This window comes from Sphingopyxis sp. Q841, from assembly GCF_052384365.1.
Classification (GTDB): domain Bacteria; phylum Pseudomonadota; class Alphaproteobacteria; order Sphingomonadales; family Sphingomonadaceae; genus Sphingopyxis; species Sphingopyxis terrae_A.
In genome coordinates this window covers 231177-246323 of sequence record NZ_JBQSUM010000002.1, presented here as the reverse complement: position 1 = coordinate 246323, position 15147 = coordinate 231177, and the positions used below count along the sequence as shown (strand labels likewise).

14 protein-coding genes are annotated in these 15147 nt (G+C 64.7%); 9 read left to right on the top strand and 5 right to left on the bottom strand.

Annotated features, from left to right (window positions below; all coding sequences use genetic code 11):
- Window positions 1-27: 27 nt before the first annotated feature.
- On the bottom strand, window positions 28-1305 hold the full coding sequence (locus ACT17R_RS11575; protein WP_444809483.1) for a Xaa-Pro dipeptidase: 1278 nt from the start codon (window positions 1303-1305) through the stop codon (window positions 28-30).
- A complete protein-coding gene (gene ypfJ / locus ACT17R_RS11570; protein ID WP_003044292.1) occupies window positions 1278-2183 on the bottom strand; it encodes a KPN_02809 family neutral zinc metallopeptidase in 906 nt (301 codons plus the stop codon). The genes ACT17R_RS11575 and ypfJ overlap by 28 nt, the downstream gene beginning before the upstream one ends.
- A gap of 158 nt (window positions 2184-2341) precedes the next feature.
- On the opposite strand from ypfJ, the gene ACT17R_RS11565 reads away from it, so the two are divergent.
- The 7 genes from ACT17R_RS11565 (at window position 2342) to ACT17R_RS11535 (ending at window position 8840) form a co-directional block, all read left to right on the top strand.
- Window positions 2342-3487, top strand: a complete 1146-nt coding sequence (locus ACT17R_RS11565; RefSeq protein ID WP_062766861.1) for a patatin-like phospholipase family protein — start codon at window positions 2342-2344, stop codon at window positions 3485-3487.
- 37 nt (window positions 3488-3524) lie between these two features.
- On the top strand, window positions 3525-4310 hold the full coding sequence (locus tag ACT17R_RS11560) for a 3-hydroxybutyrate dehydrogenase (protein ID WP_062902303.1): 786 nt from the start codon (window positions 3525-3527) through the stop codon (window positions 4308-4310).
- An 82-nt stretch (window positions 4311-4392) separates the two neighbouring features.
- A complete protein-coding gene (locus tag ACT17R_RS11555; RefSeq protein ID WP_062902304.1) occupies window positions 4393-5037 on the top strand; it encodes a DUF4893 domain-containing protein in 645 nt (214 codons plus the stop codon).
- 43 nt (window positions 5038-5080) lie between these two features.
- Window positions 5081-6394 carry an amidohydrolase gene (locus tag ACT17R_RS11550; RefSeq protein WP_062766867.1) on the top strand — a complete coding sequence of 438 codons (1314 nt, stop codon included), beginning with the start codon at window positions 5081-5083 and terminating at the stop codon, window positions 6392-6394.
- Window positions 6395-6552: 158 nt separating this feature from the next.
- Window positions 6553-7350 carry a helix-turn-helix domain-containing protein gene (locus ACT17R_RS11545; protein ID WP_444809482.1) on the top strand — a complete coding sequence of 266 codons (798 nt, stop codon included), beginning with the start codon at window positions 6553-6555 and terminating at the stop codon, window positions 7348-7350.
- Window positions 7351-7607: 257 nt separating this feature from the next.
- Window positions 7608-7784, top strand: coding sequence for a DUF465 domain-containing protein (locus ACT17R_RS11540; RefSeq protein ID WP_003044272.1), 177 nt, complete (start codon window positions 7608-7610; stop codon window positions 7782-7784).
- 69 nt (window positions 7785-7853) lie between these two features.
- Window positions 7854-8840, top strand: coding sequence for a TerC family protein (locus ACT17R_RS11535; RefSeq protein WP_444809481.1), 987 nt, complete (start codon window positions 7854-7856; stop codon window positions 8838-8840).
- Between the two features lie 104 nt (window positions 8841-8944).
- Here the strand turns inward: ACT17R_RS11535 and ACT17R_RS11530 are convergent, their stop codons facing one another.
- Window positions 8945-9244 (bottom strand): hypothetical protein, encoded by a 300-nt coding sequence (locus ACT17R_RS11530; protein ID WP_003044268.1) that lies wholly within the window; start codon window positions 9242-9244, stop codon window positions 8945-8947.
- Between the two features lie 206 nt (window positions 9245-9450).
- A complete protein-coding gene (locus ACT17R_RS11525; RefSeq protein ID WP_062902306.1) occupies window positions 9451-11043 on the bottom strand; it encodes an isocitrate lyase in 1593 nt (530 codons plus the stop codon).
- A 137-nt stretch (window positions 11044-11180) separates the two neighbouring features.
- Between ACT17R_RS11525 and ACT17R_RS11520 the strand changes: the two genes are divergently transcribed.
- Both ACT17R_RS11520 and ACT17R_RS11515 read left to right on the top strand, forming a co-directional pair.
- The gene (locus ACT17R_RS11520) at window positions 11181-12569 is read left to right on the top strand and encodes a helix-turn-helix domain-containing protein (RefSeq protein ID WP_062902307.1); all 1389 of its coding nucleotides are present in this window, start codon (window positions 11181-11183) and stop codon (window positions 12567-12569) included.
- Between the two features lie 108 nt (window positions 12570-12677).
- Window positions 12678-14006 carry an HD-GYP domain-containing protein gene (locus ACT17R_RS11515; protein WP_082819944.1) on the top strand — a complete coding sequence of 443 codons (1329 nt, stop codon included), beginning with the start codon at window positions 12678-12680 and terminating at the stop codon, window positions 14004-14006.
- Here the strand turns inward: ACT17R_RS11515 and ACT17R_RS11510 are convergent.
- The gene (locus ACT17R_RS11510; protein WP_444809480.1) at window positions 14003-15040 is read right to left on the bottom strand and encodes a mannose-1-phosphate guanylyltransferase; all 1038 of its coding nucleotides are present in this window, start codon (window positions 15038-15040) and stop codon (window positions 14003-14005) included. The genes ACT17R_RS11515 and ACT17R_RS11510 overlap by 4 nt on opposite strands.
- Window positions 15041-15147: the final 107 nt, after the last annotated feature.

Here is a 15147-nt window from a genome sequence, read left to right as displayed (position 1 = left end):
CGGCGCTCCGCGACGGCGCGCGCCGCGTCAGCGGATGATCGTCCCGCCTTTCATCACATGATCGATCCGTTCGAGGACGCGGATATCGGTCAGCGGATCGGCCTTCACCGCGATCAGGTCGCCATAGCGGCCCGGTGCCACCGCGCCGACATCGCTACGGCCCATTTCTTCCGAAGCGCGGCCAGTCGCGGCCTGGATCGCCTGCATCGGCGTCATGCCATAACGGACCATATAGGCGAATTGCCGCGCGTTGAGCCCGTGCGGATAGACCCCCGCGTCGGTCGCGAAGCCGATCTTGATCCCCAGCTCGACGGCCCGCTTGAACGCCGCGCGCTGCGTGTCGGTGGTTTCGCGATTCTTGCGCAAATATTCCTCGGGCCAACCCTCTTTCGTCCCGATGTCGTTGATGTAATCGCCGTTGTAGATGTCCATCGCGAGCCAGGTGCCGTGCGCCTTCGCCATTTGCAGCGCTTCTTCGTCGGCGAGGCTTGCATGCTCGATGCTGTCGACCCCGGCACGGATCGCATTTTTGATCCCTTCGGCGCCATGCGCGTGAGCCGTGACGCGTTTGCCGCGTGCGTGGGCGACCGTCACGACGGCGCGAAGCTGATCCTCGGTGAGTTCGGGTGCACCGGGTTCGGTGCCGATCGCCAGCACCGCCCCGGTCGCAATCGTCTTGATGAAATCGGCGCCATGATCGAGCAGAAAGGCGGTCTTGGCCGCCGCCTCTTCGAGCGTCGCGGCGACCCCCAGCCGCATATCGGGCGGGAGCTGGTCATTGGGGACCACGCCGTTGAGTTCGCCGCCGCCGCCGGGGATGGTGATATAGGCGCCCGCGACCCACATGCGCGGCCCCGGTATATCGCCGCGGTCGATCGCATTGCGGAGTGCGACATCGGTCAGCCCGCGATAGGTGCCGACGTCGCGCACGCTGGTGAAGCCGGCGTCGAGCGTCACGCGTGCGTTGCGCGCGCCGACGAGCGCTGTTTCGGCGGGCGAGGCCTTCATCGGTGCGGCAAGATCGGCGCTCTGCCCCAGATCGGCGAGGTGCGTGTGCAGGTCGATCAGCCCGGGCAGCACGGTATAGGCCGACCAGTCGACGACCTGTGCGCCGTCGGGCGCCTTGCCGCACGGCGCGACCGCGACGATATGCTCGTCGGCGATGGTGATGCACTGGCCGGTGCGAACGGTGTCGGTCAGCCCGTCGATCAGGCGCCCGGCCTTTACATAGATGCTTGCCGCCGAAGCGGGCGCGGATGCCGCCGCCAGCGCGGCGATCAGCGCGAAGCGTTGAAGGTGTCGCACTGGCGCGGATCTCCGGTTTCCAGGCCGCGGCGCAGCCAGCTCATGCGCTGTTCGCTCGTGCCGTGGGTGAAACTTTCAGGAACGGGACGCTGCCCGGCCGAGCGCATCAGCGTATCGTCGCCGATCGCGTTGGCGGCGCGCATCGCTTCTTCCATATCGCCGGGTTCCATCACCGGCTGACCGTCCTTCGTCCGCGCGCGATTGGCCCAAACGCCGGCGTAGCAGTCGGCCTGCAGCTCCATGCGAACCTGCAGTGCATTGCCCTCGGCCTGCGACGATCGCGCCTGCATCTGGCGAACCTTGTCCGAAATGCCGGTCAGCGTCTGGATGTGGTGACCGACCTCGTGCGCGACGACATAGGCCTGCGCCGCATCGCCGGCGGCGCCGAAACGGCTGGCCAGTTCGTTGAAGAAGTTGGTGTCGAGATAGACGCCCTGATCGGCGGGGCAGTAGAAGGGCCCCATCGCCGCCTGCGCCGCGCCGCAGCCCGACCGGTTTTCGTCGGTGAAGAAATTGAGCGTCGGCTTGCGATAGCCGTCGACGAGCTGACCCCAGACCTGATGCGTCGAGCCGAAGACGTTGCAGGCGAATTTCTCCGCCGCCGTGTCGCAGGCAACCCCCTGCGGTGCGCCGCGGCTTTGTGCCATCGGGTCGGCGCTTCCGCCCCCGGTGCTGAGCAGGCTGGCGCCGGGACCGAGAAAGACGAAGGCGAGCACGCCGAGCAGCAGGATGGTCCCGCAGCCCATCTTGCGTCCGAGCAGCATCGGCAGCAGGCCGACGAGCAATCCGCCCATGCCGCCGCCCCCGCCGCCGAATCCGCCTCCGCCGCGACCGAGATCGCGAATGTCGTCGCCGGGATCATAATCGTCGAGGCGCATGCCTGTCTCCGCCGTCAAAGCCTTGTCGTAAAACGGTTGTGGCAGCAGCACCCCGCAATTGGAAGGGGATTCGCGCTGCACAGCACCCTTGCATTGTTCGCTGTTGCGGCGCACAAAAGACGCGGGTGCCGACCCAGAAGAGGATCGTTTCCGAGTCCATGCCTCGCCGCGCTGCCCGAGCCGCCCTGCCGCTTCCCGACCTTGTGGTGCTTGTCCTGCAGGGGGGCGGTGCGCTTGGCGCCTTTCAGGCGGGCGTTTACGAAGCGCTGATCGATCTGGGGATCGAACTCGATTGGGTCGCGGGCATTTCGATCGGGGCGATCAACGCCGCCATCATCGCGGGCAATCCGCGCGACGAGGCGGTCGGAAAGATGCGCGCCTTTTGGGAGGGCGTGTCGTCGGCGCTGCCCTCGCTACCGGTGGTCGACAATGATGCGGTGCGTGAGTGGGTGCATCTGGGCGCTGCCGCGCAGGTCGCGAGTTTCGGGGTGCCGGGATTTTTCGTTCCGCGCATCCCGCCGCCGCTTTTCGCCGAACGGCAAACGCCTGCCGCGGTCAGCTATTATGACACGACGCCGCTGATCGCGACGCTCGACCGGCTGATCGACTGGGATCGGCTCAACACGGGCAATGTCCGGCTTTCGGTCGGCGCGGTCGCGGTCGAGACGGGCAATTTCCGCTATTTCGATACCCGCACCGACCGGATCGACGCGCGGCATATCATGGCGTCGGGCGCCTTGCCGCCGGGACTGCCGCCGATCGAAATCGACGGGCATTGGTATTGGGATGGCGGGCTGGTGTCGAACACGCCGCTCGAGCATGTGGTCGAGGCGGCGCACGAGGATATGCTCGTCTTTCAGGTCGATCTTTTCCCGGCGCGCGGCGATCGTCCGCACGATCTGGAAGAGGCCTGGTCGCGCGAAAAGGATATCCGCTATTCGAGCCGTACGCGGCGCATTTCCGACGGTCTGGTACGGCGGCGCAAGGAGCATGCGTTGATCGATCGGATGCTGGCGAAGCTGCCGCCCGAGGCGCGCGATCTGCCCGAGGTCAAGGCGGTCCAGAAGATGGTCGATTGCAAGGCGCTGAACGTCGTGCAGCTCATTCATCAACCGCCCGCCTGGCAAACCGGTGCGCGCGATTTCGAATTCTCGCGCTCGACGATGGAGGCCAATTGGGCGCTCGGCCGCGCCGCGGTCGAAGCGGCGATGAAGGACGGGCATCTTCTTGCCGAAAGCATCGCCGAAGGGCGATCGGACAGTTTCGCGGTGCAGGCCGACCTGCTGCGGCCCAAGGCCGGCTGACCGCCATCATTATCTCCCCCCGAAGAAAGGATTATTTATGCGACTGCAAGGCAAGACGGCTCTCGTCACTGGATCGACGTCGGGCATCGGCCTCGGCATTGCCAAGGCGCTCGCCGCCGAGGGCGCGAACATCATCATCAACGGCTTCGGCGAAGCGGCGGCGATCGAAGCCGAACGCGCGGCGCTGCAGGTGCTGAACAGCGGCAAGGCCGCCTATGATGGTGCCGACCTGACCAAGCCCGACGAGATCGAGGCGATGTTCAAGCGCGCCGACAAGGACATGGGCGGCGTCGACATCCTCGTGAACAATGCGGGCATGCAATATGTCGCGCCGGTCGAGGATTTCCCGGTCGAAAAATGGGACATGATCATCGCGCTCAACCTGACCGCGGCTTTCCACACGATCCGCCATGCGGTTCCGGGGATGCGCAAGAAGGGATGGGGGCGGATCATCGGGACCGCATCGGCGCACTCGCTCGTCGCCTCGCCGTTCAAATCGGCCTATGTCACCGCGAAACATGGTCTGGCTGGCCTGACCAAGACGGTTGCACTGGAAGTTGCCGATGCGGGCATCACGGTCAATTGCATCAGCCCCGGCTATGTCTGGACGCCGCTCGTCGAAAACCAGATCCCCGATACGATGAAGGCGCGGCATATGACGCGCGAGCAGGTCATCAACGACGTGCTGCTCGCTGGTCAGCCGACCAAGCAGTTCGTGACGGTCGAGCAAGTGGCCGCGATCGCCGCCTTCCTGACCCGCGACGAGGCCGCGAACATCACTGGCGCCAATCTGAGCGTCGATGGCGGCTGGACCGCCGCCTGAGGGCGCTTGCGCGCGTCCCGCCCTTGAGCATTCGTCCGTCGCCTCCTAAGGGTTAACCAAAGCCGATCAGGAGAGACGGAGAATGCGGGGTCGCACTACGCTTGTTTCTACCCTGGCGCTGGGGTTGACCCTTGGCGCCTGCCAGACCGTGCCCGCCGTGCCGCCTTCGGCGGCCGACGCCCTTGCGTCCGCAGGAACGTGGCGCGCGACGGCGACCGATCAGGACAAGGAACGCATACGCAGCTGGTACAAGAGCTGGCAGGCGGCGCTGACCGATGCGCGCGCGAAAGGCTACGGCGCCGAAATCGAGCGCGAGGGCGTTTTGCTCGAGCCGATGGCGGCGCTGCCCAATCCGCACATTCCCGCCGGCGATTACCGGTGCCGGACGATCAAGCTCGGTACGCAGGGGCGCAGCACGCTCGCCTATATCGCTTATGACCGGTTCCGGTGCCGCATCGCCGACGAGCAGGGCATCGCGAGCTTCGTCAAGCTGACCGGATCGCAGCGTCCCGTGGGCCTGATCTTTCCCGACAGCCTGAACCGGCAGGTCTTTCTGGGCACGTTGCAGCTTGGCGACGAACGGCTGGCCATCGATTATGGTACCGACCGCATGCGCGATATGGCGGGGCTGCTCGAACGGATTGGCGACAATCGCTGGCGGCTGGTGCTGCCGGCGCCGGCCTATGAATCCTTGCTCGACGTGATCGAGCTGGTTCCCGCAAACTGACGGAAAAATTTGACGGACGAGATTGACGGACAAAGGGGGATTTATGCGGATTTTGTGGACGGGCGTTGCGGCACTGGCGCTGACGATGCCGGCGGCGGCGCAATCGCTGGGCGATCAGGTGCAGCAGCAGATGCCCTCGTTGATGGCGATCTACAAGGATCTGCACGCCAACCCCGAACTCAGCTTCATGGAGGTGCGCTCGGCCGGTATTCTCGCCACCGAAGCGCGCAAGCTCGGCTTCGATGTCACCGAAAAGGTTGGCGGAACCGGCGTCGTCGCCGTGATGAAGAACGGCCCCGGTCCGGTGGTGCTGGTGCGCGCGGACATGGACGGATTGCCGGTGACCGAACAGACGGGCCTGCCCGGTGCGTCAAAGGTTCGCGTGACCACCAAGGAAGGCGTCGAAACCGGCGTGATGCATGCGTGCGGCCACGATACGCACATGACGTCGTGGATCGGCACCGCGCGGCTGATGGCGGCGAACAAGGATAAATGGTCGGGAACGCTGGTGATGATCGGCCAACCCGCCGAGGAGCGCGGCGCGGGCGCGCGGATGATGCTCGAGGATGGGCTCTATACCCGCTTTCCGAAGCCGGAATATGCGCTCGCCTTCCACGACGCAGCGCAGTTTCCGGCCGGAGCGATCGGCTACACGCCGGGCTATGCGCTCGCCAATGTCGATAGCGTCGACATATTGGTAAAGGGCGTCGGCGGTCATGGCGCCTATCCGCAGGCAACCAAGGATCCGATCGTGCTGGCGAGCCGGATCGTCACCGCGCTGCAAACGCTCGTGTCGCGTGAAATCAGCCCGCTCGACAGCGCCGTCGTCACCGTCGGCAGTTTCCATGCCGGCGCGAAGCATAATATCATCCCCGACGAGGCGCGACTGCAGTTGACGGTTCGCAGCTATACCGACGAGGTGCGCAACCATCTGCTCGACGGCATTGCGCGCGTGGCCAAGGGCGAAGCGATCGCCGCAGGCCTCCCCGACGACAAATTGCCGGTGGTCAGCGTCGAAAAGGACGAATTCACGCCCTCGACCTTCAACACCCCCGATTTTACCGAGGATATGGCGGCGTTCCTGACGACGCGCTTTGGCGACAAGCGCGTCATCAAGATGCCGCCGGTCATGGGCGGCGAGGATTTCGGCCGCTTCTCACGCGATGACAAGGACATCAAGAGCCTGATCATCTGGGTCGGCGGCGTGCCGCAGGCCGAACTCGATGCGGCGAAGAAGGAAGGGCGGACCCTGCCCAGCCTTCACTCGCCCTTCTGGGCGCCCGACGCGCCCGCGGTCATCTCGACCGCGACCGAGGCGCTGACGTCGATGGCGATGAAGCTGATGCCGAAGGGGTGATCGGCGGATTGGGGCCGACGCGCTGACCTGATTCGGGCGGCTCGGTCGCAGGCATGATCGGCCTGGCCCTAGCGCCATTTCCCAAATAAATTGGGATGGACCTGTCGGTGGCGCTGTGGTGAGCAAAATCCATGTCTGCGAATGACCCGTTTCCCGGCTTGTCTGCGCGTCTTACCGACCGGGAAGTGGAGGTTTTGCGCCTGTTGGTCGCCGGGCATACCGTCAAGACCATCGCGGCGCGCCTGGGGCGTTCGGAAACCTCGATCAATGAGCGCCTGCGCTCCGCCCGCCGCAAGACGGGGGTCGGCAGCAGCCGCGAATTGGCGCGCCTTCTCGACCTCCAAGAAACTTGTGACGAAAATATCGATCTTCCGAAACCGCCCTCCGATGTGGAGCCGTTGGCGCACACCGCAACCATCGGGGTTCGCGGTTCGAAAGGATTGATCGCCATGCTCTTTGCAATATCCCTGGCCGCCGCCGGGTTGATGTTTGCGGCCGCCCCGTCCGATGACCAGCCGGGTTCATCGAACGCCGCCCATGATACGGCATCGCGTTCCTTGCCGCTGGTCGGAAGCTGGTCGCTGGACGCATCGCAGTTGCCCGAAAAAGAACGGCCCCGGCGAGTGACGATCAGCTTCCGGCCGGCGCAGGACGGCAAGTGGACAACGCGCGTCGAAATCGTCGCGCCCGACGGCTCGGTCAAATATTCGGAATCGACCGCCGCGCTCGATGGCGTCGCCGTGCCGATCACCGGCAATATGGGGTTCATCGACACCGTCGCCCTGCGTCAGCCGGCACCGGACACATTGGTCATGACATTGGGAAAGGCAGGCACCCGGGTATCGACGCGGGTCTATACCGTCGCCAAGGATCTGAAATCGATGACCGAAACGATCGTCTGGTCGAGCGACAATAGCCAGAAGCTGGAAACCACGCATTTCAATCGCGTCGAGTGATCGACGCGTAGCGTCCCGTCGCCGGCAGGCGTTCTCCCAAATGTCCCCGGGAGGACTTGCAAGCGGCGGGGCGCTATCCTACATTTGAAAAGTGCGGGCCGGGCCCCTCTGGCGTCGGCGGGATATTTCCCGCCACGTGATGTCGGACCGCATCGGGTGACACCGATGCCTTGGCGGCCCATCCTCCCCCCTACCAAAGGGCCCGGCATCGGCGTCACCTGTTTTGAGCAATCTCAATCAGGAGGCGCCTTATGTCCATGAATACCCACATTTATCGATTGACCGTGCTGCACCGCAAGCTCGACGACGCCGTGCGTCGCGAGCGCGGACGGCGTGGCGGCGATCCGTTTCGCCTGTTGCGGCTGAAGAAGCTGAAGCTGGCGGTCAAGGATCGCCTTGCCATGCTCGCGCGGCGCCCGGCCTTCGGCCGCTAACCATCGATAATCCATGATATGGGCGCGTCGCTTGCGAGCGGCGCGTCCCTTCTTTTGGGACGGACGCATATGGAATTTCTGTTTTCCGACTGGCTCGGCACGCCGGTCTGGTTCTGGGCCGCCTTCATCGTCCTTGTCGTCGCGCTGACCGCATTCGACCTTGGCATCCTGCACAAGGAGAACAAGGAGATGGGGATCGGCGAGAGCCTGAAGCTCTCGGCGCTCTATATCGGCATCGCGCTGGCCTTCGGCGCCTGGATCTGGGCGGAGAAGGGCGGCGAGGCCGGCCTGCAATATTATACGGGCTTCTTCATCGAGAAGGCGCTGTCGATCGACAATATCTTCGTTATCTCGCTGATCTTCGCGACTTTTGCCATCCCCGCGCGCTATCAGTATCGCGCGCTGCTGTGGGGCATCGTCGCGGTGATCGTGCTGCGCGGGATCATGATCGCGGGCGGCGCGGCGCTGGTTACCGAATATGAATGGCTGCTCTATGTCTTCGCCGCCTTTCTGGTCTTCACCGGCGTCAAGATGCTGTTCGCGAGCGACAAGCCGATGGACGTTGCGGGCAATCCGGTCGTCCGCTGGCTGTCACGGCACATTCCGATCACGCCCGACCTGCACGGCGAAAAATTCTTCGTCCGCACGATCGACAAGAAGAGCGGCAAGCTCGCGCTCGCCGCGACGCCGTTGTTCCTGGCGCTGGTGGTCATCAATCTGGCCGACCTCGTGTTCGCGTTCGATAGTGTGCCGGCGATCTTCGCGATCACGACCGACACCTTCATCGTCTATACGTCGAACATCATGGCGATCCTCGGTCTTCGCGCGCTCTATTTCGCGCTCGCCGCGATGGTGCACCGTTTCCACTATCTGAAATATGCGCTGGCGCTGGTGCTCGTCTTCATCGGGTCGAAGATCTTCGTCGCCGACTTCCTGCTCGGCGGGGCCAAATTCCCGCCGCTGATCAGCCTGGGCGTCACGGTCGCGTTGATCGCCGGCGGCGTGCTCTGGTCGCTCGTTAAGACGAAGGACGGCGACGCATCGGCATCCACATAGGAAGCGTGCGGGCCGTCTTTACCTCCCGACAGGGTGGAGGCGGCCCGAACTGCAGCCTGCATGGGAACTCCAGCAGAAAATGCCGGAGCGGCCAGCGGACCGGATTAGATCGACAGGACGAGCGTGTCTTCGTCCTTCGGCGCCACGGGCTCAAAGGCCGGGAGCGGGTCGAAGCCTTCGTCGACCAGCTCGGTCTGCGCCAGTCCATCGAGCTTGAAATGGCCGAGCCGGCGCTCGTCGTCGGAACGCCAATTCTTGTCGAGGTTGAGCGCGCTGACGAACAGCGCGCCGTGGCGTTCGAACATCAGATGCGGCGCGAGGCGCATCACATTGCCATTGTAGCGCGCAGTCACGGTTCGCTTGCGCGCGATGGCTTCCATCAGTTTCAGTCGGGTATCGTTCATGGGGAGATGCCGTTTGTGGGGAGAGGGATTTTTCTATTTCCCCCATAATGCACGCAAATCGGCGGGATACAAGGCCAATGGGGTAAGTCACCGTATCCAGACAAAAATGCCCGCCGGACATCGATCGACGTCCGGCGGGCAGGCTTTCCTCCCCAGGAAAGCTCGGAAGGCGCGGGGGGCAACGAAAACCCCCGCGCCAAACTGGGTCAGGCGGCGAACTGGTTCATCGTATTGTCCTTGCCCGCGGCCTTCAGAGCCGCTTCGCCGGCGAAATATTCCTTGTGGTCGTCGCCGATGTCGCTGCCCGACATGTTCTGATGCTTCACGCAGGCGATGCCCTGGCGGATTTCCTTGCGCTGGACGCCCTTGACGTAGCCGAGCATCGCTTCGTCGCCGAAATATTCCTTGGCGAGATTGTCGGTGCTGAGCGCCGCAGTGTGATAGGTCGGCAGCGTGATGAGGTGGTGGAAGATGCCCGCCCGCTTCGCCGCGTCGCGCTGGAAGGTGCGGATGCGGTTGTCGGCTTCGATCGACAGCTCCGTCTCGTCATAATCGGCGCTCATCAGCTTGGCGCGATCATAGGCGCTGACGTCCTTGCCTTCGGCCTGCCAGCTGTCGAACACCTGCTGGCGGAAGTTGAGCGTCCAGTTGAAGCTCGGCGAATTATTATAGGCGAGTTTCGCATTGGGGACGACTTCGCGGATGCGATCGACCATGCCGGCGATCTGTTCGATGTGCGGCTTTTCGGTTTCGATCCACAGCAGGTCGGCGCCGTTCTGAAGGCTGGCGATGCAGTCCATAACGCAGCGATCCTCGCCAGTTCCGGGGCGGAACTGATAAAGGTTCGAGGGCAGGCGCTTCGGGCGCATCAGCTTGCCGTCGCGGTTGATCAGGACGTCGCCGGGGTTGCCCGCGCCTTCGACCTCTTCGCAGTCGAGGAAGCTGTTATACCGGTCGCCAAGGTCGCCGGGTTCCTTCGAGAAGGCGATCTGCTTGGTCAGGCCCGCGCCGAGGCTGTCGGTGCGCGTCACGATGATCCCATCCTCGACGCCGAGTTCCATGAAGGCGTAGCGGCAGGCGCGGATCTTCGCGATAAAGTCTTCGTGCGGCACGGTGACCTTGCCGTCCTGGTGACCGCACTGCTTTTCGTCCGAAACCTGATTTTCGATCTGCAGCGCGCAGGCGCCGGCTTCGATCATCTTCTTGGCGAGCAGGTAGGTCGCCTCGGCATTGCCGAAGCCCGCGTCGATGTCGGCAATGATCGGCACGACATGCGTTTCATAATTGTCGATTGCGGCCTGAACCTGCTTGGCCTTGAGTTCGTCGCCCTCGGCGCGCGCGGCGTCGAGATCGCGGAACAGCATGCCGAGTTCGCGGGCGTCGGCCTGACGCAGGAAGGTGTAGATTTCCTCGATCAGCGCCGGGACGCTGGTCTTTTCGTGCATCGACTGGTCGGGCAGCGGACCGAATTCGCTGCGCAGCGCCGCAATCATCCAGCCCGACAGATAGATGTAGCGGCCCTTGGTGGTGCCGAAATGCTTCTTGACCGAGATCATCTTCTGCTGCGCGATGAAGCCGTGCCAGCAGCCGAGCGACTGGGTGTAGTTGGCGGGATCGGCGTCATAGGCGGCCATATCGGCGCGCATGATCCGCGCGGTGTAGCGGGCGATGTCGAGGCCGGTGCGGAACTTGTTCTGGGCGCGCATGCGCGCGACGCTCTCGCCGCTGATGCCGTCCCAGGTGCCATCATAGTCGCGGATGAGGCGGCCAGCCTGTGCCATGTCTTCCTGATAACCCATCGTCATATCCTTGTGAGAGGTGATGGGTGGATGGTGGCGAAAGTGCCGCCGAAAGTGAAAATCTTTGTCAATAATATTTGTGAAATATGGCCATCAGGTGTAAATCAGCATGTAAATCAGTAAAGAAAGTTACAATTATGGCGGAGCGGCGGGTGTTTGCGGGGCCGGCGGTGCGCAAGGTCCGGCGCGAAGCGGCGATGACGCAGGCGGCGATGGCCGAGGCGCTCGATATTTCGCCGAGCTATCTCAACCTGATCGAGCATGGTCAGCGGCCGTTGTCGGCGACGGTGATCGTGCGCCTGGCCGAGCGTTTCGGCTTCGATGCCGCAAAATTGGGCGCCGAGGACGTGCTCGGCGGGCTTGCAGGCCTGCGGCGGCGGCTTGCCGATCCGCGTTTCGCCGATCTCGGCATCGGCGCGCAGGAGGTCGATGAATGGCTGCAGACTGCGCCCACGACCGCCGCGGCCTTTGCACGGCTGTTCGACGCGGCGCCAGAGGGGCGCGCGGACGTGGAGGGCGATGCCCCCGAAGTGGCCGCGGTGCGCCGCGCCATCGAGAAATGGCGCAACCATTTCCCCGACCTCGACGCCCGCGCCGAGGAACTGGCCGATGAATTGCGCCTTGCGGGCGGTGACCTTTACGGCACGATTTCGGAGCGGCTGCGTACGCGCCACCAGCTCGGCATCCGCATCCTGCCCGCCGATGTCATGCCCGACCGGCTCCGCTGGCTCGACTGGCATGCGCGGCAATTGATGCTGAACGAACTGCTGCGCCCGGCAAGCCGGACCTTTCAGGCGGCGGCGACGCTGGCGCAGATCGAGGCGAAGGACGAGATCGATGCGCTGATTGCCGGCGCGGAATTTGCCGAAGCGGCAGCGGCGCGGCTGTTCGAGCGGCACCTGATCCAATATTTCGCGAGCGCGCTGATGATGCCCTATGGCCGCTTCCTGCGCGCCTGTGATGCGACGGGTTACGATCTGCTGTTGCTGCAGCGCCGCTTCGGGGCGAGCTTCGAGCAGGTGGCGCATCGGTTGACGACGCTGCAGCGCGTGGGTGCGCGCGGGCTGCCCTTCTTCATGCTGCGCATCGACCGCGCGGGGCAGGGGAGCAAGCGCTATGCCGGCGCGAGCCAGTCGCCGCTCGTCGACGGCGATGCGCGCTGTCCCTTGTGGGGCGTCCACGAAGCGTTCGCGCGCCCCGGCGAAGTGGTCGCCGATCTCGTCGAACTGGAAGACGGATCGCGCTGGTTCACGCAGAGCCGCAACGTGGCGGCGCCCGGCGCGACGGGGGGCGGGACGCCGGCGCGGTTCGCGGTGTGCGTCGGCGTCGATGCCAAGGTTGCGGCGCCGCTGATCGCCGCGCGCGGTCTGGACCTGATGCGCAGCGCCGCGACGCCGATCGGCCTTGGTTGTCGTCGCTGCACGCGGACCGGCTGCGTCCAGCGATCGGCGCCGCCGATCGGTCGCCCGCTGCGCTTTCGCGATGGCGAACGCGGCGTGAGCGCCTTCGATTTTGCGGGCGATTGAGTTTCCGTCCCAAAACGGGGCAGCGCATATACCCGCTTTTAAGAAAGTCTATGTAGCGCCGGAGGTTGGCATCGGGGGGATGCCAAGGACCTGTTGGGACCGCGCGTTATGTTGGTTCGGATAAAGCCCGAAGAGGCTCAGATCGGGATGTTCGTCCACGGCTTTGAAGGCTCGTGGTTCGATCACCCATTTTGGCGTCGGCATTTTCGCGTCGAAACGATGGAACAATTGCTGCGTATCCGCGCCTCCGCAATCGACGCGCTGATCATCGACAAGAGCCGCAGCGACATCGATGAAGCGACAGACGCGCCGTGGCCCGAGTCGGTCGCGGCGAAACTTCCTGCGCGTCCCCAGCCATCGCGCGCCGCGGCACGGCCGATCGCCTGGCCCGAGCCCATGGTGCCCCCGCCTCCGCCGCCGCGCGACGAACCGCGCCAGCGCAAGGGCTATGCCGCCGAATGTCGCCGCGCGCGCCGCGCCATCGAACGGTCGCGCGAAGCGGTCAGCGAAATGTTCGAGACGGCTCGGCTGGGCCGCGCGGTCGAGGCCCGGCGGATGGTGCCGCTCGCCAAATCGATCGGCGCGTCGATCGAACGCGATCCCAAGGCGCTGATCAATCTCGTCCGCCTGAAGGAAAAGGACCAATATACCTATCTCCATTCGGTGGCGGTGTGCGCGCTGATGATGAATTTCGCGCGGCATCTGGAACTCGATGAGCGCGTCGTGCAGGATCTGGGCGTCGCCGGACTGCTTCACGATGTCGGCAAGATTGCGATTTCGGACGACATTTTGACCAAGTCGGGGGCGCTGTCGGATCTTGAGCGCGATTCGGTGCGCGGGCATCCGGCGGCTGGCCACCAATTGCTCGCCAATTCGAAGGATGTTCCCGAGGCGGCGCTCGAAGTCTGCCTGCGGCACCATGAGAAGGTCGATGGCGCCGGCTATCCCGATGGCCTGTCGGGCGAGGCATTGTCGCTGTTCGCGCGGATGGGTGCCATCTGCGACGTCTATGACGCGGTGACGTCGGAGCGTCCCTACAAGGATCCGTGGACGCCGTGCGAGGCGCTGACCGAAATGCAGCAATGGCACGGGCATTTCGATAGCCGTCTGCTCGAACAATTCGCCGACAGCCTGGGCATTTATCCGGTCGGGACGCTGGTGCGGCTGTCGTGCGGCGAACTGGGCGTCGTGACGGGCAGCGCGGGCGACTATGCTGAGGATGTCATGGTGCGCATCTTCTTCGACTGCGAGACGCTGACCGAGATCGCGTTCCACGACCGCGCCATCGGGCCATCGGCAGATAATCCGCGTATTGTCGGACGCGACAGCCCGACCTTCTGGCGCTTCGCCGACTGGGACGCGATGCGCCAGCGGATATTGGCAGCGCAGGTCGATATCCTGCCCGCGGAGGAGAATGGCGCGCGCCTCGCGCCCTAACCGCGTGCCTTGGCCGCGGCACGGACGTCCTGCGAGCGGTCGAGCGGCATGACGAGAATGTCGTCGCCGTCGACGATGACCGCGACGCCTTCCATCCCGACGAGCGACACGCGCTTGCCGCCGGCACGGACAAGATTGCCGTGACTGTCGTGCAGGAACGCGTCGCCGCTGACCGCATTGCCGTCGGCATCCTTGCCGCCAGCCAGAGCGTGGACGGCCTGCCAACTTCCGAGATCCGACCAGCCCATCGCCACGGGAACGACGGCGACGAGGTCGTCCTTTTCCATCACCGCATAGTCGATCGAATCGGAGGGCGCGGCGGCAAAGGCGTCGGCGTCGGCATAGAGCGCGTCGCCGTCATATCGGCCCGCGGCGACGGCGCGGTCGGCGGCTTCGAAGATCGCGCGGCAATGGGTGAGCATCGCATCGCGCATGCGGCCAGCGCGAAACAGGAAAATGCCCGCGTTCCAGCTATAACCGCCTGCAGCCAGCATATGTTCGGCCTCGGCCAGGGGCGGCTTTTCCACGAAGCGGGCGACCGCGAAACCATCGTCGCCGAGCGCGGCGCCGCTGGCGATATAGCCGAAGCCGGTTTCGGGGCGGTCGGGGGCGATGCCGAAGGTGACGAGCCAGTCCTGCTGCGCCAGATGCGCGCCCTTGGCGATGGCGGCGTGGAAGGCGGAAACGTCGGCGATGATATGGTCGCTGGGCATGACGAGCAGCAAGCTGTCGGCGTCGGCGCGCGCCACCGCAAGCGCGATGGCGGCGGCGGTGTTGCGCGGCATCGGTTCGACGAGCAGCGCGGCCTCATGATCGCCCATCTGGTCGCGCACGGTCGCGACATGGCCTGTCCCGCACAGGATCACGGGCGGCGTGAAATGCGCCCCGGCTGGGGTGCGGGCGACGGTCTGCCGGAGCAGGCTTTCGGAGCCGGTCAGCGGCAGGAATTGCTTGGCGCGATCACCGCGCGATTCGGGCCAGAGACGGGTACCCGCGCCGCCGCACAGGATGATCGGTTGAATTTCGGTACTCATCCCCTGGCTCTATCCTCTGTCGGTCGCGCGGTCATCCCCGAATAGGGTCCGGCGCGAGTGTAAAATTAACCGACACTTCACGCCTCGACCTTAGGATGTCAGCCCGA

Bases quoted from the DNA above. Each gene is read 5' to 3' on its own strand.
- ypfJ (WP_003044292.1), bottom strand. From the start codon at position 2,183: ATGCGCCTCGACGATTATGATCCCGGCGACGACATTCGCGATCTCGGT.
- ACT17R_RS11565 (WP_062766861.1), top strand. From the start codon at position 2,342: ATGCCTCGCCGCGCTGCCCGAGCCGCCCTGCCGCTTCCCGACCTTGTG.
- ACT17R_RS11560 (WP_062902303.1), top strand. From the start codon at position 3,525: ATGCGACTGCAAGGCAAGACGGCTCTCGTCACTGGATCGACGTCGGGC.
- ACT17R_RS11555 (WP_062902304.1), top strand. From the start codon at position 4,393: ATGCGGGGTCGCACTACGCTTGTTTCTACCCTGGCGCTGGGGTTGACC.
- ACT17R_RS11550 (WP_062766867.1), top strand. From the start codon at position 5,081: ATGCGGATTTTGTGGACGGGCGTTGCGGCACTGGCGCTGACGATGCCG.
- ACT17R_RS11540 (WP_003044272.1), top strand. From the start codon at position 7,608: ATGAATACCCACATTTATCGATTGACCGTGCTGCACCGCAAGCTCGAC.
- ACT17R_RS11535 (WP_444809481.1), top strand. From the start codon at position 7,854: ATGGAATTTCTGTTTTCCGACTGGCTCGGCACGCCGGTCTGGTTCTGG.
- ACT17R_RS11530 (WP_003044268.1), bottom strand. From the start codon at position 9,244: ATGAACGATACCCGACTGAAACTGATGGAAGCCATCGCGCGCAAGCGA.
- ACT17R_RS11525 (WP_062902306.1), bottom strand. From the start codon at position 11,043: ATGGGTTATCAGGAAGACATGGCACAGGCTGGCCGCCTCATCCGCGAC.
- ACT17R_RS11520 (WP_062902307.1), top strand. From the start codon at position 11,181: ATGGCGGAGCGGCGGGTGTTTGCGGGGCCGGCGGTGCGCAAGGTCCGG.
- ACT17R_RS11515 (WP_082819944.1), top strand. From the start codon at position 12,678: ATGTTGGTTCGGATAAAGCCCGAAGAGGCTCAGATCGGGATGTTCGTC.
- ACT17R_RS11510 (WP_444809480.1), bottom strand. From the start codon at position 15,040: ATGAGTACCGAAATTCAACCGATCATCCTGTGCGGCGGCGCGGGTACC.